The sequence below is a fragment of the Amycolatopsis sacchari genome (assembly GCF_900114035.1).
Lineage (GTDB): Bacteria > Actinomycetota > Actinomycetes > Mycobacteriales > Pseudonocardiaceae > Amycolatopsis_E > Amycolatopsis_E sacchari.
In genome coordinates, this window is record NZ_FORP01000013.1 from 162,270 (window position 1) to 185,348 (window position 23,079).

The following is a 23,079-nucleotide window of genomic DNA, read 5'->3' on the forward strand; positions in this document are numbered from 1 at the left end:
CGTCGCGTGTGGGGATAACCCCACGCACCGCTGTGGGGCGCGCGTAATGGCGTCCGCACCTGCTCGCTTCGAGGATCGAGGGGGCGGACTTCCCATGCGTGACACAGAGGGGACGAGACCATGACGCTGGAACCGGACGCTCTTCGTGGGGACGAACTCGGCCGCGGCGCGCCTGGCGAACCGGCGCGCGGGCGGGGTCCCAACCGCGACGAGCCGTTCTCGCAGAAGGACGATTCCGCGCCGGCGGCCGGGTGGGGCGCCGCCCGCAGCGTCCTCAACGTGGTCGCCAAATCGGGGGAGTACGTGGCCGCGCCCCGCGCGATCCTCCGGATGAACCACGAGAACGGCGGTTTCGACTGCCCCGGCTGCGCCTGGCCCGACGACCGGCACGGCCTGCACCTGGACATCTGCGAAAACGGGATCAAGCACGTCACGTGGGAGATGACCCGCAAGCGGGTGGACCGGTCCTTCTTCGCCCGGCACACCGTGAGCGAGCTCGCGGAGTGGACCGATTTCGCGCTGGAGGACCAGGGCAGGCTGACCGAGCCCCTGACCTACGATCCCGCGACCGACCGTTACGTCCCGATCTCGTGGGACGACGCCTTCGAGCTCGTCGGGTCCACCCTCCGCGGGCTGGACAGCCCGCACGAGGCGTCGTTCTACACCTCGGGCCGGCTGTCCAACGAGGCCACGTTCCTCTACCAGCTGTGGGTGCGCGAGTTCGGCACGAACAACCTGCCGGACTGCTCGAACATGTGCCACGAGGCTTCCGGCCGGGCGCTGACCGCGGCGCTCGGCACCGGCAAGGGCACGTGCGACATCGACGACTGGGACCTGGCGGACCTGATCGTCGTGATGGGGGTGAACGCCGCTTCGAACGCGCCGCGGATGCTGACCACGCTCGCCGGGGCGCACCGGCGCGGCGCGCAGATCGTGCACGTCAACCCCTTGGTGGAGGCGGCTTCCCGGCGCACGATCGTGCCGCACGAGTTCCTGGCGATGGGCACGTTCCACGCCACCCGGACCGGCACGATGAACGTGCAGCCCCGCATCGGCGGCGACCTGGCACTGCTGCGCGGCGTGGCGAAGGCGGTGCTGGAGCACGCCGAAACCGATCCGGGGGCGCTCGACGAGCAGTTCATCGAGCGGTACACGGAGGGCTTCGACCGCTACCGCGAAGCCGTGCGGGCCACGGCGTGGTCCGAGCTGGTCCGGCAGTCGGGCGTGCCCGAGCGGCAGATGCGTGATCTGGCGCGGCGCTACGTGGCCGCGCACCGCACGATCATCGCCTGGTGCCTCGGGGTCACACAGCAGGAACACGGCTGCGACACCGTGCGCGAAATCGTCAACCTGTTGCTGCTCAAGGGAAATCTCGGGCGTGAAGGGGCGGGCGTGTCACCCGTGCGCGGGCACAGCAACGTGCAGGGCAACCGCACCTGCGGGATCGACCACCGGCCGGGGGAGGACTTCCTGGCCCGGCTGGACGAGGTGTGCGGGATCCGGTCGCCCCGCGAACACGGTCTGGACACCGTCGGCACCATCCAGGGCATGCTGGCCGGCCGGGTCAAGGTTTTCGTCGCGCTGGGCGGGAACTTCGCGCTGGCGGCGCCCGACACCGCCACCACGTTCGCGGCGCTGCGCAACACCGAGCTGACGGTGCAGGTCAGCACGAAGCTCAACCGCAGCCACCTCGTGCACGGGAAGCGGGCACTGATCCTGCCGTGCCTCGGCCGGACCGAACGGGATGTGCAGCGCGCCGGCGAGCAGGGCGTCACCGTCGAGGACTCGATGAGCATGGTCCACCTCTCCTACGGCAAGCGCACGCCGCCTTCGCCGCACCTCAAGTCCGAATGCGCGATCCTCGCCGGGATGGCCCGTGCCACGCTGCCGGACTCCGCCACCCCGTGGGAGTACTACGTCGAGGACTACGACCGGATCCGCGACACCATGGCGAAGGTCCTCTTCGGCTTCGAGGACTTCAACCGCCGGGTCCGCCGTCCCCTCGGTTTCCGCATCCGCCAGCCCGCGCGGGAGCGGGTGTTCCAGACGCCGAGCGGGCGCGCCGGGTTCCACGCCGCACCGCTGCCGGACGTCGTGCTGCCGCCCGGGCGCCTGATGCTGTCGACGATGCGCTCCCACGACCAGTGGAACACCACGATCTACTCGGACAACGACCGGTACCGCGGCGTGCGCAACCTGCGGACGCTGCTGTTCATGAACGCCGAGGACATGGCCGAGCGGGGGCTGGGCGAGTTCGACCTGATCGACATCACCAGCTTCGCCAGGGACGGCAGCACCCGGTCGGTGTACGGGTACCGGGCGGTGGCGTACGACCTGCCGCGCGGCAGCGTGGCCGGGTACATGCCGGAGCTGAACGTGTTGTGCGCCCTCGGCGACTACAGCAGCCAGAGCGACCAGCCGCTGATGAAGCACGTGGTCGTCGAGGTCGTGCCTGCCGGGAGCGCGTCGTGATCCCCGGGCCCGAGTACCTGGACCAGGCCCGGCAGCTCCAGGCGCTCTCGTTCACGGTCCACATCCCGTTGGTGTGCTTCGGTATCGCGTTCCCGGCGATGGTCCTGTGGGCGGAGTGGCGTTATCTGCGCACCGGGGACGCGGTGTGCCGGGTACTCGCCCGGCGCTGGACGAAGGTGATGGTGGCGCTGTTCGCGGCGGGCGTGGTCACCGGGACCGTGCTCAGCTTCGAGATGGGCCTGCTGTGGCCGTCGTTCACCGCGACCTTCGGCAGCGTGTTCGGGCTGGCGTTCGCGATCGAGGGCTTCTCGTTCTTCGTCGAGGCCATCTTCCTCGGGATCTACGCCTACGGCTGGGACCGCCTGTCCCCGCGGCTGCACTTCGCGTCGGGCATCCCGGTCGTCCTCAGCGGGCTGACCGGATCGTTCATGGTCATCGCCGTGAACGGGTGGCTGAACCACCCGCAGGGGTTCCGGATCGAGAACGGGCGCGTGGTGGACGTGCAGCCGTTGACCGCGTTGTTCGGCAACTCGTACTTCTGGCACGAGTTCGTGCACATGTACCTCGCCGGGTACCTGGTCGCCGGGTTCGCCGTCGCGGCGCCCTACGCGTTCGCGCGCCTGCGCGGCCGATGGGACCGCTACCACCGCACCGCGTTCGCCATCCCGTTCACCGCCGCGGCGGTCACCGCACCCCTGCAGGTGCTGGTGGGCGACTGGGTGGCCCGCGACGTGGCCGTCCAGCAACCGGTCAAGCTGGCCGCGATCGAAGGGCTCGGCACGACCACGGCCGGGGCTCCGGAGCACCTGCTGGGTTACTACACCGACGGGCACGTCATCTGGGGCATCGAGATCCCCCGCCTGCTGTCACTGCTGGCGTTCCACGATCCCGGCGCGACCGTCACCGGCCTGGACTCGGTGCCGCTGTCGGACCAGCCGCCGGTGAACGTCGTGCGGTACGCCTTCCAGACCATGGTCGGCGGTGGCACGCTGCGGGCCCTGCTGGGGGTGGTCTTCCTCGTCCTGGTCCGGCGGTCGCGGCGGTTGCCGGAGACGCGCTGGTTCTACCGGGCCGCGGTGGTCAGCGCTCCGGTGGCCTACGTGGCGCTGATCGCGGGCTGGGTCACCACGGAGGTCGGCCGGCAGCCCTGGGTGGTGTACGGCGTCATGCGGACCGAGGACGCCGTCACCGGTGCCACGACGGTCCCGTTCGGCTACGGCGCACTCGCCGCGGTGTACGCGTTGCTGATCGCCGGGCTGATCTGGGTGCTGCGGGTCCTCGCTCGTGCCCCGCTGCCCGCACTGTCCATTCCGGACGCGCCGTCGGTGCGCCAACCAGGAGGAGCGTGATCCGATGGCGGTGCTACCCCTGCTTTTCGCGCTCATCGGCCTGGTGCTCTACACCGTCCTCGGCGGCGCGGACTTCGGCGCCGGGCTGTGGCAGCTGCTCGCCGGCCGGGGTCCGGCCGCGGACCGGATCCGCGAGCACGCGCACCAGGCCAACGCACCGGTGTGGGAGGCCAACCACGTCTGGCTCATCTTCGTCGTCACAGTCCTGTGGACGGCGTACCCCACCGTCATCGGCTCGGTGTCGGCCACGCTGTCGGTGCCACTGGGGCTGGCGGCGCTGGGCATCGTGCTGCGCGGGCTGACCTACGCGATGCAGACGGCGATCGGCAGACCCGTGCCGCTCGTCGAGAACGCGTTCGCCCTTGCCTGCCTCGTCTCCCCGTTCATGCTGGGCGCGGTCATCGGCGCCCTGGCCTCCGGGCGCGTCCCCGTGGGCACCTCGGGTGGGGACCTCGTCGGTTCGTGGGTGAACCCGACCTCGGTGCTCGCCGGTGGCCTGGCCGTGCTCACCAGCGCCTTCCTCGGCGCGGTGTACCTGGCGGCCGACGCCCGGCGGCTGCGGGCGGCCGAGCTGGAGCGCGCGTTCCGGCTGCGGGCGCTGATCTCGGGCGCGCTGTGCGGGGCCGTGGCGATCGGCGGGCTGGTCGTGGTCGACCACGACGCCCACCGGATCTTCCTGGGGCTCGTCACGGGCTGGGGCGTGGTGGCGGTGGTGGTGTCCGGCGCGGCCGGTGTCGTGTCGCTGGCGCTGGTGGCCCGCCGGTCCTTCGGGGTCGCGCGGCTCGCCGCGGCCACGGCGGTCGCGGCACTGGTGGCGGGCTGGGCGGTGGCGCAGCGGCCGTTCCTGCTGCCCGGCCTGACCCTGCGGATGGCCGCCGCGGACACGCGGACGCTGGTCTGCCTGGTCGTCGCGACGGTGGCCGGTGCGCTCATCGTGCTGCCCGCGCTGGGCTACCTGTTCCGGCTGAGCCTGTCCGGCCGGTTCGATCCCGGGCGGGCTCCCGGCGCCGCGGTGGCACCGGCACCGGTTTCCCGGTCCCGCCGCCTCCCGGCCGCCCCGGTGGCCGCCGCCTGCCTGGTCGCGGGCTTCGTGCTGCTGACCATCGCGGACGCCCCCGCCGCACACGCGGCCGGTGTGCTCCTGCTGTCCGGTGCCGCGATCGCCGGGTTCACCGCGGTCGATCCGGCCGGGCTCGCCGGGCGCGGGGACGCGGTGAACGAGTCAGATGACTGATCGCCCCCGCCGCGCCGCGGCCACAGACTGGGCACGTGCCTTCCGCCGAACAGTTGCTCGCCTCGATCCTCGAGTGCGTCCCGCAGCCGGTCTGGGTGTGCGACCAGTCGGGCCGGATCCTCTACGCCAACCCGACGGCTGTCCGTACCGTCGGCTACGACGACCTCGCCCAGCTGAAGGGCAAGTCGAGTCATCACACGATGCACTACAAGCGGGTGACCGGGGAGCCGTACCCGGCCGAGGAGTGCAGCATGCTGTCGCCGCGCTTCACCGGTTCGCCGGCCCATTCGGACGACGACTGGCTCATCCGCCGGGACGGCACGATGTTCCCGGTCTCCTGGTGGTCGGCACCCCTGGCGCTGGAGGACGGCCGGGGCGTGGTGGTGGCGTTCACGGACATGACCCGGCACCGCGCGGCCGAACGGGCCCTGCGGGAGCACGAGGCCGAGCGGATCCGCGCGGAGGAGGCCCGCGCCGCCCAGCGCCGCACCATGGAGACGACGGTGTGGATCCGGCGGCAGACCGCACGGGACCTGCACGACGGCGTCCAGCAGCGGCTCGTGGCGCTGCTCATCCACCTGCATCTGCTCAAGGAGGAGCTGCCGGAGCACCTGTCCGGCCTCGCTGACGACGCGGTCTCCGAGGCCGAGGCGGCGATCGAGGACGTGCGCGCGGTCGCGGCGGGGATCCACCCGGCCATCCTCAGCTCACGCGGCCTGGCCGCGGCGGTGGAATCGCTCGCCGCACGCAGCCCGCTGCCGGTGTCGGTGCGCTGCTCGATCCCCGCGCGCCCGGCCGAGATCGTCGAGGCCAACGTCTACTTCCTGGTGTCCGAAGCGCTCACGAACGCCATCAAGCACTCGGCGGCCACCGAGGTCACCATCGACCTCGCGGTACAGGACGGGACCCTGGTCGTCGAGGTCGCCGACGACGGGGTGGGCGGCGCGGCCGTCGGCGACACGGGCACCGGTCTCCTCGGTCTCGCCGACCGGGTGCTGGCGCTCGACGGGAAGTTCCGGCTGGAGTCCCCGCCGGGGCGGGGCACCGTCGTCCACGCGGAGGTGCCGCTCTGAGCGACCGGTTTCAGTGGGACCACTGATGCGGGATCCGAGGAGACGGAAGCGGTTGCAGTGGCCGCACGGGTGTGGGGGCCACCGCGGGCGCGGTACGAACAGGCGGTGCGGACTGCCCTGATTTTCCGGCCCGGGAGGGCGCGGCCGTGAACCCGGTGGAGGCGCCGCGTTCCGGCGGCCGCACGGGTCTGGTCGGCCGCGAGGACGAGCAGCGCCGGCTGCTCGCTTTCCTGCGTGCCGCGGACGCCGACGGCGGCGCACTGGTGCTGACCGGAGAACCGGGCAGCGGCAAGAGTTCCCTGTTGCGCTTGGCCGAGATGAGCGCGAGCGGGACAACCGTGCTGCGCGCGACCGGTGTGGGGGCCGAGACAGCGCTGCCGTTCTCCGCGCTCGGTCAGCTGCTCCTGCCGCTGCGGGTCGCGTTGGGCCTCGCGGATGGACCGGTCCCATCTGTACCGGCCGTCGCGCACGCGGTTCTCGCGATCCTCCGGCGGGCCGCCGCCACTCGCGCGCTCCTCCTGCTCATCGACGACGCGCACTGGCTGGACGAAGCGAGCGCCGCCGTGCTGGCGTTCGTCAGCCGGCGCCTTTCCGGCACCCGGATCGGGCTTCTCGTCGCGACCCGGCCGTATCAGGGCGGCACGTTCGCGTCCTGCGGGCTGCCGCGGCTGCCGCTCGCCCCACTGGACCACGTCGCGGCGGCGACCCTGCTGCGGGCGCGGTTCCCGGCACTGCACCCCATGGTCCGGACCACCGTGCTGGACCTGGCGCGGGGAAACCCGTTGGCACTGCTGGAACTGCCCCCGGTCCTGGGTGAGGGGAGCCGAGGAATCGGCGAGCCGATACCCCTGCCCGCCCGCCTGCACGAGGCCTTCGCCGCGGACATCCCGTCGTCGCCGCGGACGCGGCGCGCCGTGCTGCTGTCCGCTTTGGACACCGAGGGTGACCTGCGGGCCGTCCGCGCCGCGCTCGGCCCGGCCGCCCACGACGACCTCGCCGCCGCGGAACGGGCCGGGCTGATCGACGTGGACGAGCACAGGGGAGTGGTCACCTTCCGGTACCCGCTCACCCGGTCGGCCGTCGTCGGGGCGGCGTCGCCCGAGCAGCGCCGGGCCGCGCACCGGGCACTCGCACGCGCGACGCGGGACCGGCTGGAACGCCGTGCCTGGCACCTCGGGCTGGCGGCGGTCGGACCCGACGGGCCGGTGGCCGCGCTGCTGGAGCAGGCCGCGCAGCGGCACCTGGGCCGGGGCGAGACCGGGCGGGCCGCCGACGCGCTGGTGCGGGCCGGCCGGCTGAGCCCGGTCCGCGCGGACCGGGGCCGTCGCCTGGCGAAGGCCGCGTGGCTCAACGCCGACCAGACCGGCCAGGCCGAATGGGGGCGGACGCTGCTCGCCGAGGCCCGGCAGGCGGGACCGGACGCGGCCGGACGGCTCTACGCCGCGGCGACGGCGGCGACACTGCTCGTCCTCGACGAGGGCGACGTGGCGGTCGCCCATCGGATGCTGCTCGGCGAGATCGACGCGGCCGCGCCCGGGGCCGGTGCGCTCGCCACGACCCACGCGCTGGGCGTGCTCGGCGAGCTGTCCCGGCTGTGCGGCGGGCCGGAACCGTGGGGGGCGTACCGGGACCGGCTGACCCGGTACCCGCTCGCCTCGCCCCAGGACGGCGTCCTGGCCGAGCCGGCCCCGGACCGCCTCGACTCGGCCGTCGCCGCGCTCTGCGAGCACGACGCCGACCCCCTGCTGGTAATGCGGCTGTGCCCCGCCGCCGGAGATTTCGACCGGACCGGGCCGATCCGGCACCTCCTGCACCGGATCGCGCGGGAAGACGCGTCACCCCCGGCCGCCCGGGCGTGGTACTTCCTCGGCCTGGAAGCGTTCACCGCCGGGAACTGGGACGAGACCGGGCAGCACGCCGACCGCGGGCTCGAGTTGTGCGGCCGGATCGGTCATCCGCACCTGGCCTGGCGGTTCCACCACCTGCGCGCGCTGGTGTCCGCCGCACGAGGTGATCCGGCGACGACGAAGGCGCTGACCGACGGGATGGTCACCTGGGCGGCCCGGCGGGGTGCGGAAGGCGTGCGCCGCAAGGCCCTCCACACCCGGGCGCTGGCCGAACTGGGCGCGGGCAACCACGCGGACGCACTCCGGTACGCCACAGCGGCCAGGCAGGCGGGTGACCCCGCCGCCGACGTACCGACGGCGACGGCGGCCGCGCTGCTCGTGGTCGAGGCGGCCCTGCAGACCGGTGGCACCGAGGTGGCGGCGGCCGAGGCCGGCGTACTGCGGGCCGCAGGGGTCGCCGGGCTGTCGCCGCGGCTGGCCTTCCAGGTGGCCGGAGCCGCCGCGATGACCGCCCCCGACGACCAGGTGGAGGACCTGTTCGAGCGGGCGCTCGCGCTGCCCGGCGCGGACCGCTCGCCGTTCGAGCACGGGCGGGTCCAGCTGGCCTACGGCCGGCGCCTGCGGCGGCTGCGTGCCGGCCCCCGCTCCCGCGTTCCGCTCACCGCCGCGCTCGACACGTTCACCCGCCTCGGGGCGGTGCCGTGGGCCGACCGCGCCCGCGCGGAACTGCGTGCCGCCGGCCTCGGGCCGGACCGCCCGGCCGGACCCGCCACCCTCACCACGCAGCAGCTCCAGATCGCCCAGCTGGCGGCGGCGGGGCTGACGAACAAGCAGATCGCGGAGCGGCTGTTCCTGTCCGCCCGGACCGTCAGCGGGCACCTGTACCGGGCCTTCCCCAAGCTCGGGGTGACCACCCGCGCGGGGCTGCGGGACGCACTCGCCTGCCGGGACCGGGCTTGAGACGGCGGGGCCGGGCTAGGATCGCCCGCATGGCACGCGGTGGTCCCGCAACTCCTCGCGGTGACGAGCCGGCCGGGTCCTACCACCACGGAGACCTCAGGCGGGCCATGATCGCCGCCGCGCTGGAGCTGGTCTCGGAAAAGGGGCCGCAGGGCTTCACCATGACGGAGGCCGCGAAACGGGCCGGGGTGAGCGCCGCCGCGCCGTACCGGCATTTCGCCCACAAGGACGCCCTGCTCGCCGAGGTGGCCGACCACGGTTTCGGTCTCCTGAGCACGAAGCTCGACCGGATCGCGGGAGGCCACCAGGACCCTCGTGAGCGGCTGCTCGCGCTGGCGCGCGGCTACGTCCGGTGGGCCGTCGCACATCCGGACTACTACCGGGTGATGTTCGTCGAGCACGGAGCCGGTGAGCTCCGTCCGGCCGGACGGCGGTCGTTCCTGGCGCTGGTCGGCGCGATCGAGGCCTGCCAGACGGCTGAGCTGATCCGGCGGCAGGACCCGCTCGCGGTCGCCGGTCCGATGTGGTCACTGGTGCACGGCGCCGCGCTGCTGCGGATCACGGGGAGGCTCCGGGCCGTCGGCGTCGGGGAGAACGCGGAAGAGCTGGCCGCACGCTCGATCGCCGCGCTCCTGGACTCCCCGGCGATCGCGCCCTGATCGCGTCATTGCGCCACGGGATCCGCTGCGGCTAATGTTAAGACCCTTAACATCACGGCGGCCGGGGAGCGCGCTCATCGCGTCCGATGTGGACAGCGCCGGTGGCGGGGGAGGTGGGCGCGTGGCGTTGCTGGTCGGCCGTGAACGTGAGGTCGAGCTGGTGGTGGGCCTGCTGCGGGAGCTGCCCCGGCGAGGCCACGCGCTGGTGGTGACCGGGGAGGCGGGCATCGGCAAGTCGGCCCTGCTGTCGGTGGCCCGGGAGGCCGCCGCCGAGGGGGACCGGCAGCTGTTGAGCACCACCGGGGTGCAGTCCGAGGCGCAGCTGCCGTTCGCCGGTCTGCACCAGGTGCTGCGGCCGGTCTTCCCCCGCGCGGCCCACCTCCCGCCGCCGCAGCGCGACGCCCTGCGGGTGGCCTTCGGCCTGGCGGAGGGACCCGCGCCGGAACTGTTCCTCGTCGGCCTCGCGACGCTGGAGCTGCTGAGCGAGGCGGCCGCGCGGGCGCCGCTGGTGCTGCTGGCCGAGGACGCGCACTGGCTCGACCGCCCGACCGCCGAGGTCCTCGCCTTCGTCGGCAGGCGGGCGGAGCCGGAGCCGCTCCTCCTGCTGGCAACGGTGCGCGACGGGTACGACAGCCCGCTCGTGGAAACGCGTCTGCCCGAGCTGCACCTCGGCAGGCTCAGCGAGGCGTCGGCCCGGTCCCTGCTCGATTCCCGCTACCCCGCACTGGATTCCGGGACACGGGCGAGGATCCTCGACGAGGCCGACGGCAACCCCCTGGCGCTGCTCGAACTGCCCTCGGCGCTGACGCCGGGACCGCACCCGCTGCCCGCCCGCCTGCCGCTGAGCGCCCGGCTGGAAAAGGCCTTCGCCGCACGGGTCGACGAACTCCCGCCCGAGACGCGGACGCTGTTGCGGATCGCTTCGGCCGAGGACGAGGGGCTGCTGTCCGCCACGATCGAGGCCGGCCGGATCGTCACCGGCCGTGCCCTGTCCGTGGCGGACCTGGCACCCGCGGTGGCGGCCCAGCTCATCACCCTCGAAGAGTCCCGGGTGCGGTTCCGGCACCCGCTCGTGCGGTCGGCCGTCTACCAGGCGGCGAGCGCGGCGGAACGGCACGCCGCGCACTCGGCGCTCGCGCGGGTCCTCGCCGCCGATCCGGACCGGCAGGTCTGGCACCGGGCGGCGGCTGCGCTCGGCCCGGACCCGGACGTCGCGGACCGCCTGGCGGAGGCCGGTCACCGGGCACGGCGGCGGGGTGCCACGGTCACCGCGCTCGCCGCGTTCGAACGAGCGGCGGAGCTGTCCCCGGATCCGGAGCGCCGGGGCGCCCTGCTGCTCCAGGCCGCGGAGGGCGCGGCGGAGCTCGGCCGCCGGGAGCTGGTGCTCCGCCTGGTGCGGAAGGCCGACGCGCTCGAGCTGGGCGAGCAGGAGCGGGCCCGGTCGATGTGGCTGGGTGACGCCTACCAGGACGGACCACCGGGTGACCCGGCGCGAGTGCGCGAGCTCGTCGCGACGGCGGACGCCGTGGCCGACCACGATCTCGCGCTGAACCTGCTGATGTCCGCGGGATTGCGCTGCTACTGGGGTGGTCTGGACCGGCACGGTGCGGGCCGGGAGGTCCTGGCCGCGGCCGACCGGCTGCCGCCCGCCGTTCGTCACGATCCCCGGCTGGCGCACATCCGGGCGTGCGTGGCGCCCGTCGAACGGGGTGCGGCCGTCCTGGAAGAACTCGGCGGAAGCGCGGACGAGGACCCCCGCTCCCTGCACCTGCTGGGCCTCGCGGCGACCCTGGTGGGGGACTACGGCGGGTCGCTGGCCCTGCTGGGCTCGGCCGCCGCGAAGTTGCGCGAGCGGGGCAGTCTCGGCTTGCTCGCCCAGGTGCAGATGGCCAGGGCGTGGACGGCGGTGGAGGTCGTGGATCTGGCGGTCGCGGTCCCGGCGGCCGACGAGGCCGAGCGGCTCACCGCCGAGACGGCGCAGCCGCTGTTCGCGCTGGGTGCCCGGATGGCCAAGGCCGGGATCGCGGCCCTGCGCGGGCAGCCGGACGTGACCGAGCAGCTGACGGCCGCGGTCGAACGGGTCGCGTTGCCGGCCTCCGTGGCCAGCATGCTCGCGCTCGTCCAGTACGTGCGCGCGCTCTCGGCGCTGGGGCAGAGCAGGCACGCCGAGGCCTACGAGTACCTGCGGCGCGTGGTCGAGCCCGGCGACCCGGCGCACCACCACCTGGTCGGCGCGTTCTCGATCGCGGATCTGGCCGAAGCGGCTGTCTACAGTGGACATCGCGAGGAAGCCGTCGCGCTGCTGCGGGAACTGGAACCACTGGGCGGGCGGGAGCCGTCGCCCCGGTTCGGCGTGCTGATCCGCTACGCACGGGCCATCACCGCCGGGGACGACGAGCTGGGGGAAGCCCTCGAGCGCACCCTGGACGAGGGCCTGGCGGGATGGCCGTTCCTGCGGGCCAGGCTGCAGCTCGCGCTGGGCGGGTGGCTCCGCCGACGGCGCCGCCCCGCCGAAGCGCGGAGTGTGCTCCGCGTCGCCAGGGACACCTTCGACGCACTGGGTGCCGTTCCCTGGGGCGAGCGTGCCCGCCGGGAACTGCGCGCCTCCGGGGAGACGAGCTCGCAGCGCGCCCCGGACGCGCTGGAGCTGCTCACCGCGCAGGAGCTGCAGGTCGTGCAGATGGTGGCCGAGGGGCTGTCCAACCGCGAGATCGCGGGCCGGCTCTACCTCTCGCACCGCACGGTCGAATCGCACCTGTACCGGATCTTCCCCAAGCTGGGCGTCACGTCGCGGGTGCAGCTCGCCGGGCTGCTGAGTGCCCGGACGGGGCTGGGCTGACCTCCCGCGTCAGGCGAGTCCTTCGAGCCACCGTTGGTGCCAGTGCAGCAGCCCGGCGCGCACGCGCGAGGTGAACAGTCCGGGGAGGAGGCCGCGCTGGGTTTCCTCGGTGACCACGGTGGTGGTGCCGTCGGGGTTGGCGGTGAACCGCCAGCGGTGGTGGGCGCGCGAGCCGAGGAAGGCGCTGCTCCAGGCGAGCTCGCGGTATGGCCGGAAGGTGGTCACGGTGCACGTGCCTCGCAGGCCGAAGGTCGTCCACCGGAACCGGACGCCTTCGGCGAGTTCGGCGGCGCCGAGGACACGCACGTTGCGGGCGTTGGGGTACCAGGCAGGCCAGGCGGTGGCGTCGACGAGCCGGTCCCACAGGGATTCGGGAGCGGCGGGGATGGTCAGTTCGTTGCGGGCGTGCAGGGTTGCCTGGTCGGGGGCCATGCCCTCGGGCCAGCCGGACATGTGCGGATCTCCAGGGTCGGGTGGTGAGGGGCCCGCCCGGGAAGCGGGCCCCTCACCGCGGGCGTGACTACTTGTTCCGGTTGGCGTGCCGCGCGATGCTCGCGGCGTAGAGCGGTGTCTCCCGGCGGCAGTGGTCGCCCGACGCGGCCTGCCGGGCCGCGGCCGCCTCCTCGAAGGTCTGGCCCTGTGCCTCGATGAACCGCATGAAGTCGGCGGTCGGGTGGCTGGTGACGGTGTTGGTGTACTTGCTGGTGTGCTCGTCGATGCGCTCGGCCTTGAGGTCCCAGATGACCTGGGTGGTGGTCCAGCCCTTCGGGGTGAACACGTCCGAAAGGGACACCATGTGGCAGTGGTCCTTCTCGGCGATCTCGTACACGTAGTGCTGGATGACCAGGCCGGTGCCGATCATCTCGACGTTGATGGACATCGGCCTGCCGTCGTCGGTGACGGTGTAGCCCGCCGCCTTGTGGTCGGGCGGTGCGCAGCGCTGGTACTCCTTGTCCGGCAGCGTGCGCAGCCACTCCGCGATGTCGACCTTCTCGATCGGGGCGTCGATGGTCGCGGTGTAGACGGCGTGCGAGAGGACCTTGTCGGTCAGCACGGTGCGATCGGGGGTGATCGTCTCGGTCATGGTGGCCTCCTGTCCAGGTCAGCGAACTGGAGCCGTTCTACGGCACCGCGCGGGCCTGCCGCTGCAGTGGAATCACTGAATCGGGCCGAGTGCGGATCATGGCTCGACCGGCGGGCAAGCGCGCCCTCAGGCCCGGCAGGTCAGGGGGCGGCCGCCGTTGTAGGTGACCATGTCGCGGAACGCGCCCGGGATGTCGATGCGGGCGCCGGGCGCGGCCCCGTTCTCCTCGGCGTACGCGCGGTGCAGGTTGCCGACGATGCGCTCACTGTCGAGCCACCCGGCGTACTCGCCGAGGTCGCACTCGCGGGCGGCTTCGAGCGGGGAAAGCCCCGCCTCGACGCCCTGTTTCGCGACCTCCTGGACGAAACGCAGATACCCCAGTGCGTCGTCGATGACGTCGGGGCCGCACACCGGGCCGTGACCGGGCACGATCGTCTCGGCGGCGAGCGGGGCGATCACGTCCTGCAGGACCGCGATCGAACCCGCGACCGAACCGGAGAGCAGGAAGGGCGTGCCGCCCGCGAACAGCAGGTCGCCCGCGAACAGGACGGACCGCTCCGGCACCCAGATGATCGAGTCGTTCGTGGTGTGGGCCGGGGTGCCCACGTGCCGGACCTCGCAGCGCAGGTCGTCGACCCACAGCGTCACGCCGTCGCGGTAGGTCAGGAACGGGGGTGCCGGCGGCAGCGAGCCCTCGTCGATCGGCTCGAAGATCCCGGTCAGCGGCGGTGCGGCGGCCATGGCCAGCAGCTCCGCCCTGGTGTCCTCGTGCGCGACGATCGTCGCGCCGGGCAGCCAGCCGTTGCCCGCGGTGTGGTCGGGATGGCTGTGCGTGTTGATGAGCGTGTGCACCGGCCCCGGCGACACGGCACGCATCGCGGCGTCGAAGGCGCGGGTCCGCCGCTCCGTCGAGCAGGTGTCGACGGCCACCGTCCCCGACCGCCCGACGAGCATGCCGGTGTTGTTGATCATCCAGCCACCGTCGGGCTGCACGTAGGCGTAGAGCCCGCCGCCCAGGTCCTCGACCCGCGGTTCACCGACACCGTCGTCACTCATGTGTCCACCTTCGCGCCCCGCGCCCCGCTGGGAAAGCGCGTTCCGCGGATACCCGATATCGGTCCCGCTTATAGGCCACGCCGACGGGGCCGCGCGGCCGCCGTCATCGGTTACGCTGACTTCCCTGATTGCCACATCAACGAGAGCGATGTGGGGGCCGCGATGAAGCTGTCGAACCTGGACCTGAACCTCCTGGTGTCGCTGGACGTGCTGCTGGAGGAGCGGTCGGTGACCCGCGCCGCCGCGCGCCTCGGCCTGTCCCAGCCCGCGCTTTCCGGTGCGCTCGCCCGGTTGCGGCGGCACTTCGACGACCCGCTGCTGGTCCGCTCGGGCAACACGTCGGAGCTGAGCCCGCTCGCCCAGGCGCTGCGGCTCCGCACCTCGCACGCGCTGAACGAGGTCGAGCGCGTGTTCGCCAGCGAGGCCGTGTTCGACCCGGCGACCTCCCAGCGCACCTTCACGGTGCAGGCCTCCGACTACGCGATGGCCGTGATCGGGCCGCGGGTCGCGCAGGTGCTCGCGGAGCGAGCCCCGGAGGTCATGCTGCGGTTCGAAGCCCACCCGGCCACGCTCGCGGGCGATCCCGCCGACTGGCTCCGCGGCGTGGACGGCATGATCCTGCCGCGCGGGTTCGTGTTCGACGTCCCCTCGATCGCCCTGTTCACCGACGAATGGGTGTGCGTGGCCGACGAGGACAACGACGCCGTCGGTGACGCCCTCACCATGACCGACGTCGCCGAAATGCCGTGGGTGCTCACCTACCACGGGCCGACGCGGTTCCTGTCCGCCGTGCGCCAGCTGGAACAGCTGGGCATCGAACCCCGGGTCCAGGCCGTCGTCGAGAGTTTCCTCGTGCTGCCGTTGTACATCGTCGGCACGCGCCGGCTCGGGCTCGTCCAGCGCCATCTCGCGGACATCCTGGCCGCGCGGGGCGGCCTGCGGGTGCTGCCGTGCCCCTGGGACGTGGTGCCCGTGGTGGAAACGCTGTGGTGGCACCCGCTGCACACGCGCGACCTGGGGCACGCGTGGCTGAGGTCGGTCCTCGTGGAGACGACCCGGAGCCTGGCCCGCCAGGACTGAGGGCCGCCAGGAAAACCGCATCGGTCCGCCTTATACGGGGCATCAGCTATTTCGGCTTCCCCGATGCGCTGGGACGAGCAGATAGTAGTGGCCGTCACAGCAAACGGAAGGACCGCCTGTGGTTGCCCCTTTCGCCCTCGCCACGGTCGCCGACGGCGGCGCCGAGCGTCCCGCGCTCGTCGTCGGGTTCGACGAAAACCCGCGCTGGCGCGACCTTTCCGATCTCGCCCCGACGGTGCACGCCCTGCTGCAGGACTGGGATCCGGTGCTGCGCAAGCTGTTCACGCTCACCGGCGAGGCGACGCGGCCGCTGGCGCGCGAACAGCTCCGGGCTCCGCTCGTGCCGGGCCAGATCCTCCAGGCGGGTGCGAACTACCGCACGCACGTCGTCGAACTCGCGGTCAAGCACGCCGCGGGGGAGCGGCCGGAGTCCGAGGTCCGGGCCGAAGCCGTCGCGGCGATGGAACGCCGCACCGCCGACAGCGAGCCGTTCCTGTTCATCGGGCTGCCCTCGGCCATCACCGGTCCCTACGACGACGTCGTCCTGCCCGGGTACTCGCGGCAGCACGACTGGGAGCTCGAACTGGCCGCCGTGATCGGCCGCGAGGCGTTCCGCGTGGAGCGGGACCGCGCGCTCGAGCACGTCGCCTGCTACACCATCGCCAACGACCTCACGATGCGGGATCTGGTGTTCCGCAAGGACATGCCGGCGCTCGGCGCGGACTGGTACCGCGCGAAGAACGCCCCCGGTTTCACCCCGCTCGGCCCGTACCTGGTGCCGGCCGCGTTCGTGCCGGAACACCCGCGGATCCGGCTCGAGCTCAACGGCGAGGTGATGCAGGACGAGTCGACCGAGGACATGATCTGCGACGTCGCGGCCCTCGTCGCCGCCGCGTCGCGGACGACCCCGCTCCGCCCCGGCGACCTGCTGCTCACCGGCAGCCCGGCGGGCAACGGCATCGCCCACGGCCGCCTGCTCCGCCCCGGCGACGTCATGACCGGCACCATCACCGGGCTGGGCGGGCAGCGCACGCGGGTGGTCGCGCCGTGACCGCGGTCGGGCCGGTCGGCATCGTCGGCGCCGGGATGGCGGGGCTGGGCGCCGCCATCCTCCTCGCCGAAGCCGGTGTGCCGGTGGACGTCATCGAGACCGCGGGGGAGGTCGGCGCCCTCGGCTCGGGGGTTACCTTGCAGGGCAACGCTTTGCGCGTGCTGCGCCGCCTCGGCGTGTGGGAGGGGGTGAGCCGGGCGGGGTACGCCTTCAACTCGGCCGGCCTGCGCGCACCCGACGGCACGCTGCTGGCGGAGGTGCCGGACAGCCGGACCGGCGGCCCCGATCTTCCCGCCACAGTGGGGATCTACCGCCCCGACCTGGCGCGCCTGCTCGTCGACCGCGCCACCGGACTGGGGGTGAAGATCCGGACCGGCGTCCGGCCCGTCTTGCTCACCCAGGACGACCACGGGGTGGACCTGGCTTGCTCCGATGGCACGCGCACGCGTTACGACCTCGTCGTGGGCGCCGACGGCGTGCGGTCCTGGACCCGTGACGCGCTGGGCGTCCGGTTGCGGACCGAGGCGGTGGGCATGGGGATCTGGCGTGCCTTCGCGAAACGGCCGTCGTCGGTGACGCGTACCGACCTCTGCTACGGCGGCGCGGCCTACATCGCCGGGTACTGCCCGACCGGTGAGGACACGCTCTACGCCTACCTGGTCGAGGACGCGCAGGACCGGAGCGGGCTCTCCGCCGAGGAGCGGCTGGCGACCATGCGCGGGCTCGCCGAGCACTACCACGGCCTGTGGGACGACATCCGCGCGAACCTGACCGACCCGTCCCGGGTGCACTACACGTGGTTCGAGTGGCACTTCCTCGACGGGCCGTGGCACCGCGGGCGCACCGTGCTCATCGGCGACGCCGCGCACTGCTGCCCGCCGACGATGGCGCAGGGCGCCGCACAGGCGCTCGAGGACGCGCTGGTGCTGGCCGAACTGCTGACGACGCGCGAAACCCTGGACGAGGACCTGTGGTCGGCGTTCACCGCCCGCCGGCTCGACCGTGCCCGCACAGTCGTCGAAGGCTCGGTGCAGATGTGCCGGTGGCTGCTGGCCGGTGAGCAGGGTGACCTGCCGGGCCTGCTGGGCCGGGTCCGCTCGCTGCTGGTGGAGGAACCGTGAACACGGAGCTGGTGGTCGACGTGCACGCGCATTGCCTCGTCGCCGAGGTGGAGGCGCTGGTGGCCGACGAGCCGGGGCTCGCGGAACTCCGCGCGCTCGAGCTGCGGCGGCACGGTGCGGAGTCGATGGCGGTGTCGGGGGAGATGGTCAGGGCGGCCCTGCCCGCGCTGACGACCGTGGCCCGTCGACTGTCCGATATGGACGTCGCGGGCGTGGACGTGCAGGTCGTCTCGCCGTCCCCGTCGCACTACCACTACTGGGCCGGCCCCGATCTCGCGACCGCCGTCTGCCGGGCGGCGAACCGCGGCGTGGCAGCCGTCGTCGCCCAGGCGCCCGAGCGGCTGGTGGGGTTCGGGCTGGTTCCCTTGCAGCACCCCGGTTTGTGCGTGGAGGCGCTGGACGACGCATTGGGTCTCGGCCTCAAGGGCGTGGAAATCTCCTCCTTCGCCCCGGGTGTCGAGCTGTCCGACGAGCGGCTCGACCCGTTCTGGGCACGCGCCGCCGAGACCGGCGCCGTGGTGTTCCTGCACCCGTTCGGCTGCTCGCTCGACGAGCGGCTGGACCGGTTCTACCTGGCCAACACGGTCGGACAGCCGGTCGAAAACGCCGTCGCGCTCTCGCACCTGATCTTCGCGGGGGTCCTGGACCGCCACCCGGACCTGCGGGTGGTCGCGGCACACGGCGGGGGCTACCTGCCCACCTACCTCGGCCGCTCCGACCACGCCTGGCAGGTGCGCCCGGAGGCCCGCCGGTGCGCCGAACCCCCGTCGGCGTATGTGCGCCGGATCTGGTTCGACTCCCTCGTGCACACGCCGCAGGCACTGCGCGCACTGGTCGCCGCCGTCGGCGCCGACCGGGTCGTGCTCGGGTCCGACCACCCCTTCGACATGGGGGTGCCCGATCCGGTCGCCCGCCTCGACGCCGCCGGACTGGACGCGGCCGACCGCGCCGCGATCGCCGGCGGTACCGCCCAGAAACTGGGGCTCGTCCCCGGAAAGGAATCCTGATGCCGGACCTGGCGGTTCCACGCCTGATCACCCACGTGCGGCACGTCGACCTCGGCGTGCCCGACCTGGCCGCCCAGCGAGAATTCTACAAAGGACAGTGGGGGCTGACGGAGGTCGCCACGGACTCCGGGCTGTCCTTCCTCGCCGCGGAGGGCTCGCCCGAGCAGTACGTCGTGCGGCTGCGCCAGTCCGCGGACAAGCGGATCGACCTCATCGCGTTCGGCGCCGCGACCCCGGCCGACGTCGACGCGCTCGCCGACAGGCTCGCGCGGGACGGTGTGACGCTCGTGTCAGAACCGGGCACGGTGGCGACGCCCGGTGGCGGATACGGGTTCCGGTTCTTCGACAACGAGGGCCGCACGATCGAGATCTCCGCGGACGTCGCGAAGCGCGCCCACCGCAAGGTCGAGGAGGGCGAGTCGATCCCCGTGCGGCTGTCGCACGTGGTGGTCAACTCCGCCGATCCCGAGGGCACCGTCGCGTTCTACGAGCGGCACCTCGGGTTCGCCCTGTCGGACATCCTCACCCACCCGCACATGGGGCACATGATGTGGTTCCTGCGGTGCAACCCGTGGCACCACAGCTTCGCCATCGCCCGCTGCCCGCACCCTTCGCTGCACCACGCGAGCTTCGAGCTGCGCGGGATCGACGAGTACATGCGCGGCACCGGACGGCTCCTGCGGGCGGGCGTGGAGAAGATCTGGGGACCGGGACGGCACAAGGCGGGCAACAACACCTTCTCCTACTTCCTCGACCCGCAGGGCAACACGGTGGAGTACACGACCGAGCTGGAGCGCCTGGACGAGGACACCTGGCACCCCGGGCTGCACGACTTCACCGATCCCGAGGTGTCCGACCAGTGGGGCACGGCCAACCGGATGGACGAGTTCGTCGCGCGGAAGTCGTTCAACGACCCGGACAAGGGCCTGTTCCTGGCCCCGCCCGTGTGAGGCCGGCCGATGCGCTTCGCCACGATCGCCGAAGCCTGCGGGCAGGTGCGGTGCGGGGTCGTGCGGGACGACACCGTGCTGCGCCTGCCCGCCGGGACCACCGTGCTCGACCTGCTCCGCACCGGCGGGCTCGCCGACGCCGGAGCACGTGCCCTGGCCGACGGTGACGCCGTCCCGCTGGCCGGGCTGCGGCTGTTGCCGCCGCTCGAAGCGCCCACCGTGCGCGACTTCGTCGCGTTCGAGGAGCACGTCGAGGGGATGGCGGCCGGTGCCGGGGTGGGTGCCGAATGGTATGAGGCACCGACGTTCTACTTCACCAACCCGTACGCGCTCGTCGGCGCGCACGACGACGTCGCGGTGCCGCCCGGCTGCGCCAGGCTCGACTTCGAGTGCGAGGTGGCGGCCGTCATCGGCCGGGGCGGCGCCGACATCGCCCCAGCCGACGCGTCCGCCCACATCGCGGGCTACACGATCCTCAACGACTGGTCGGCACGCGACCTCCAGTACCGCGAGATGGCCGTGCGGCTCGGCCCCTGCAAGGGCAAGGACTTCGCCACCACGCTCGGCCCCGTCCTGGTCACGGCGGACGAACTGGAGCCCTACCGTGACCCCGAAGGCTTCCTCGCACTCGCCATGACGGTGGCGGTCAACGGGACCGAGATCGGCCGTGACCTGCTCTCCAACATGGGCTGGCCGTTCGAAGACCTCGTCGCCTACGCCAGCCGCGGCACCGAGGTCCGTCCCGGCGACGTCCTCGGCTCCGGCACGTGCGGCAACGGCGGCTGCCTCGCCGAGCTGTGGGGCCGCGGCCGGACCGACCTGCCCCCGCTCCAGCCGGGAGACGTCGTGACGATGGCGGTCGAGGGCATCGGCACCCTCCGCAACACGATCGTCGCCGGGCGGGAACCGCACCCGATCCCGGCCGCCCGGCCCCGTCCCCGCACGCGTCCCTGAAACCGTCCTGTTCCGTCCCCACAACGTCGTGAGGTCACCATGAAAACCGAGACGTCCCGAACCGCCGGGCTGCCGCAGCTGATCCTGCTGCTGGCGGCCAGTTCCCTGCCCGTGATGGGCGCCGTCCTCATCGCACCGGTGCTCCCGCTCATGGCCGCGCACTTCGCGGCCGTGCCCGGGGCCGGTGTCCTGGTACCGGTCGTGCTGACCGTGCCCGCGCTCGTCATCGGGCTGACCGCGCCGGTCGCCGGGCAGATCGTCGACCGGCTCGGCCGGCTGCGGGTGCTGCAGGCGGGCATGGTCGGCTACGCCATCGCGGGCACCGCGCCGCTCTGGCTCGACAGCCTCGGCGCGATCATCGGCAGCCGCGTGCTCGTCGGGGTGTTCGAGGCGGGCATCACGACGGCGGCGACCACACTGGTCGGCGACTACTGGAAGGAGAAGCGCGATCGCTACATCGGCCTTCAGGCGACGACCGCGTCCTTGGGCGGGGTCGCGTTCATCGCGCTCGGCGGTGCGCTCGGGGCCGCCGGCTGGCGCACCCCGTTCTGGGTCTACGCGATCGCGCTGGTGCTCGTCGTCCCGATGACGTGGCTGCTGTGGTCGCCCCGGCGATCCACGGCAGCGGCGGATCCGCGCCCGGCCGGTGTGCCGTGGCGCGCGCTCGCCGCGCCGTGCGGGGTCACGCTCTTCGGCGGTGTCGTCTTCTACGTGCTGATCGTGCAACTGTCCACAGTGCTCACTTCGATCGGGATCACGTCCCCCGCGACCACGGGCCTGCTGACCGGCGTCCTCGCCGTCGCGATCGCCGTCGGCGCGGCGCTCTACGGGCGGCTCGCGAAGCTGGGCAGGCGAACGCTGCTGCCCGTGGAGTTCGCGATCTCGGGGCTCGGGCTCGTGGTCGTGTTCGCCACGTCGAACGTCGCCGTGGTGATGGTCGGAGCCGTCGTCACCGGCTTCGCGAGCGGTCTGCTCTTCCCGACGCTCGTGTCCTGGGTGCTGGACAACGTCGACTTCCCCCAGCGCGGCCGGGGAACGGGGCTCTGGACGGGCACGGCGTACGTCGGCCAGTTCCTCTCGCCGCTGGTCGTGGCGGGGCTGGCCGTGTTCACCGGTGGTCTGCAGGGCGGGATCGGCGCGCTCGGGGTGCTGTCGGTCGTAGTGGGCGCCGTGCTGTTGCTGGTGTTCCGCAAGCCCCAGCCCCGCGGCGAGCAGGTGCCTCAGTCCGCCACTTCCCACAGCAGCCGGTAGTAGCTGGTCCGGTCCGGGTCGGGCTCGACCCCGTAGGCCCGCAGCAGCGGTTCCTCCCAGCCCGGACCGTAGTTCCACTGTGTACTCCAGGTCGCGACAGCGAGGTCGGCCCAGCGGTCGCCGACACCGAGCGCGCCGAGATCGACGTGCCCGGTGCACCGCCCGTCGTCACCGATCAGGGTGTTGGGCGCGCAGGCGTCGCCGTGGCAGACCACGAGCCGGTCGACGGGCGGGATGTCGGCGAGCACGTCGAGGTGCGCCGCCGCTCGGGTCCGCGCGTTCTCCAGCCGCGCCTCGGCCGACCAGTCGAACGGGCAGCCGGCGACGGGCAGGGTGTCGTGCAGCGCCCGGAGGCCCGCGCCGATCGCGCGCACGGCGGTGGCGGGGTCGCGTTTCCAGTGGTCGTCCACCGCGCTGCGCCCGGTCAGGCCGTGCGTGACGATCCAGGACCCGGTTTCGTCCGCGCCTTCGCCGAGTACGTGGGGCACCGTGGTGAATTCGGCGGCCCAGCGCAGGCGCACCGCCTCGGCCGCGAGGTCGATACCGCTGCCCGCCGGAGTCCACTTCACGAACTGCCGCGTGCCACCCGAGCCGATCTGGAAGGTCAGCCCGCCGAGTTCGTTCTCCCACACGGCTTTCGCCGGCCGTCCCGCGGCGAGCTCGGCAACGATCCGCGGTGTCTCGACAGGTCCCCGGGGCGCGGCGGCGATCATCCGCTCATTCTCGCCGCGGCCGCCGGCGGGCGGCGAACGATTTCCGCTCCTCTGGATACCGGGGTTCCCCGGGGTCGACGTGCTGCGACCCGCCCGAGTGCTCCGCAGAAGGTGGTCCAGCGCAAGCTCGTGCGCCTGGACCTGGACCTGCTCTGCGAAACCTTGCTGCTCACCCTCTGCGCGAGGGCGCTGGACACCAAGCTGCCCCACCCGATCATCGGTGCCACCCACTCCGCCGCCATCGCCGACGCGATCGACTACGACGTCACCAAGCTCAGGCTGAAGCCCAGCCTCATTTGCGGCACCGCCCTGCGCGCCAGGAAATTCGGCGAAGCGGTGCAGGCGCTGTGACCCACCTGCGCAACTGCTCACCCGCGCC

19 protein-coding genes are annotated in these 23,079 nt (G+C 72.9%); 15 read left to right on the forward strand and 4 right to left on the reverse strand.

Annotation, left to right across the window (positions count from 1 at the left end; genetic code table 11):
- Positions 1 to 120: 120 nt before the first annotated feature.
- The 7 genes from BMZ92_RS21945 (at position 121) to BMZ92_RS21975 (ending at position 12,433) form a co-directional block, all read left to right on the forward strand.
- Positions 121 to 2,472, forward strand: coding sequence for an FdhF/YdeP family oxidoreductase (locus BMZ92_RS21945; RefSeq protein ID WP_091510730.1), 2,352 nt, complete (start codon positions 121 to 123; stop codon positions 2,470 to 2,472).
- Positions 2,469 to 3,821, forward strand: coding sequence for a cytochrome ubiquinol oxidase subunit I (locus BMZ92_RS21950; protein ID WP_091510733.1), 1,353 nt, complete (start codon positions 2,469 to 2,471; stop codon positions 3,819 to 3,821). The genes BMZ92_RS21945 and BMZ92_RS21950 overlap by 4 nt, the downstream gene beginning before the upstream one ends.
- A 4-nt stretch (positions 3,822 to 3,825) precedes the next feature.
- On the forward strand, positions 3,826 to 5,055 hold the full coding sequence (locus BMZ92_RS21955) for a cytochrome d ubiquinol oxidase subunit II (RefSeq protein ID WP_091510734.1): 1,230 nt from the start codon (positions 3,826 to 3,828) through the stop codon (positions 5,053 to 5,055).
- 35 nt (positions 5,056 to 5,090) lie between these two features.
- On the forward strand, positions 5,091 to 6,128 hold the full coding sequence (locus BMZ92_RS21960) for a PAS domain-containing sensor histidine kinase (protein ID WP_091510736.1): 1,038 nt from the start codon (positions 5,091 to 5,093) through the stop codon (positions 6,126 to 6,128).
- Positions 6,129 to 6,274: 146 nt separating this feature from the next.
- Positions 6,275 to 8,935, forward strand: coding sequence for a helix-turn-helix transcriptional regulator (locus tag BMZ92_RS21965; protein ID WP_143249916.1), 2,661 nt, complete (start codon positions 6,275 to 6,277; stop codon positions 8,933 to 8,935).
- Between the two features lie 29 nt (positions 8,936 to 8,964).
- Entirely contained in the window at positions 8,965 to 9,594 is a 630-nt protein-coding gene (locus BMZ92_RS21970) for a TetR/AcrR family transcriptional regulator (RefSeq protein WP_091510740.1), read from the forward strand.
- A 121-nt stretch (positions 9,595 to 9,715) separates the two neighbouring features.
- A complete protein-coding gene (locus BMZ92_RS21975; RefSeq protein WP_218153524.1) occupies positions 9,716 to 12,433 on the forward strand; it encodes an ATP-binding protein in 2,718 nt (905 codons plus the stop codon).
- Between the two features lie 9 nt (positions 12,434 to 12,442).
- Here the strand turns inward: BMZ92_RS21975 and BMZ92_RS21980 are convergent, their stop codons facing one another.
- From BMZ92_RS21980 to BMZ92_RS21990, 3 genes are all read right to left on the reverse strand, one after another.
- Positions 12,443 to 12,886, reverse strand: coding sequence for an SRPBCC family protein (locus BMZ92_RS21980; RefSeq protein ID WP_091510745.1), 444 nt, complete (start codon positions 12,884 to 12,886; stop codon positions 12,443 to 12,445).
- A gap of 67 nt (positions 12,887 to 12,953) precedes the next feature.
- Positions 12,954 to 13,517 (reverse strand): hypothetical protein, encoded by a 564-nt coding sequence (locus BMZ92_RS21985; RefSeq protein ID WP_177228816.1) that lies wholly within the window; start codon positions 13,515 to 13,517, stop codon positions 12,954 to 12,956.
- Positions 13,518 to 13,643: 126 nt separating this feature from the next.
- Complete coding sequence (locus BMZ92_RS21990) at positions 13,644 to 14,573, reverse strand: MBL fold metallo-hydrolase (RefSeq protein WP_091510748.1); 930 nt, start codon at positions 14,571 to 14,573, stop codon at positions 13,644 to 13,646.
- Between the two features lie 162 nt (positions 14,574 to 14,735).
- On the opposite strand from BMZ92_RS21990, the gene BMZ92_RS21995 reads away from it, so the two are divergent.
- The 7 genes from BMZ92_RS21995 to BMZ92_RS22025 all read left to right on the forward strand — a co-directional run bounded on the left by BMZ92_RS21995 (position 14,736) and on the right by BMZ92_RS22025 (position 21,987).
- Entirely contained in the window at positions 14,736 to 15,653 is a 918-nt protein-coding gene (locus BMZ92_RS21995; RefSeq protein WP_091510825.1) for a LysR family transcriptional regulator, read from the forward strand.
- 118 nt (positions 15,654 to 15,771) lie between these two features.
- Positions 15,772 to 16,704 carry a fumarylacetoacetate hydrolase family protein gene (locus BMZ92_RS22000; protein WP_091510750.1) on the forward strand — a complete coding sequence of 311 codons (933 nt, stop codon included), beginning with the start codon at positions 15,772 to 15,774 and terminating at the stop codon, positions 16,702 to 16,704.
- The gene (locus BMZ92_RS22005) at positions 16,701 to 17,825 is read left to right on the forward strand and encodes an FAD-dependent monooxygenase (protein ID WP_091510752.1); all 1,125 of its coding nucleotides are present in this window, start codon (positions 16,701 to 16,703) and stop codon (positions 17,823 to 17,825) included. Before BMZ92_RS22000 ends, BMZ92_RS22005 begins: the two co-directional genes overlap by 4 nt.
- Entirely contained in the window at positions 17,822 to 18,832 is a 1,011-nt protein-coding gene (locus tag BMZ92_RS22010; protein WP_245783192.1) for an amidohydrolase family protein, read from the forward strand. The genes BMZ92_RS22005 and BMZ92_RS22010 overlap by 4 nt, the downstream gene beginning before the upstream one ends.
- Positions 18,832 to 19,782, forward strand: a complete 951-nt coding sequence (locus tag BMZ92_RS22015; protein ID WP_091510754.1) for a VOC family protein — start codon at positions 18,832 to 18,834, stop codon at positions 19,780 to 19,782. The genes BMZ92_RS22010 and BMZ92_RS22015 overlap by 1 nt, the downstream gene beginning before the upstream one ends.
- A 9-nt stretch (positions 19,783 to 19,791) precedes the next feature.
- On the forward strand, positions 19,792 to 20,736 hold the full coding sequence (locus tag BMZ92_RS22020; RefSeq protein WP_091510757.1) for a fumarylacetoacetate hydrolase family protein: 945 nt from the start codon (positions 19,792 to 19,794) through the stop codon (positions 20,734 to 20,736).
- A 39-nt stretch (positions 20,737 to 20,775) separates the two neighbouring features.
- On the forward strand, positions 20,776 to 21,987 hold the full coding sequence (locus BMZ92_RS22025) for an MFS transporter (RefSeq protein ID WP_091510758.1): 1,212 nt from the start codon (positions 20,776 to 20,778) through the stop codon (positions 21,985 to 21,987).
- Here BMZ92_RS22025 and BMZ92_RS22030 read toward each other — a convergent pair.
- Positions 21,957 to 22,700, reverse strand: coding sequence for an aminoglycoside 3'-phosphotransferase (locus BMZ92_RS22030; RefSeq protein ID WP_091510760.1), 744 nt, complete (start codon positions 22,698 to 22,700; stop codon positions 21,957 to 21,959). The genes BMZ92_RS22025 and BMZ92_RS22030 overlap by 31 nt on opposite strands.
- Positions 22,701 to 22,811: 111 nt before the next feature.
- Here BMZ92_RS22030 and BMZ92_RS22035 point away from each other — a divergent pair, with 111 nt between their 5' ends.
- Complete coding sequence (locus BMZ92_RS22035) at positions 22,812 to 23,051, forward strand: hypothetical protein (RefSeq protein ID WP_091510763.1); 240 nt, start codon at positions 22,812 to 22,814, stop codon at positions 23,049 to 23,051.
- Positions 23,052 to 23,079 lie beyond the last annotated feature (28 nt).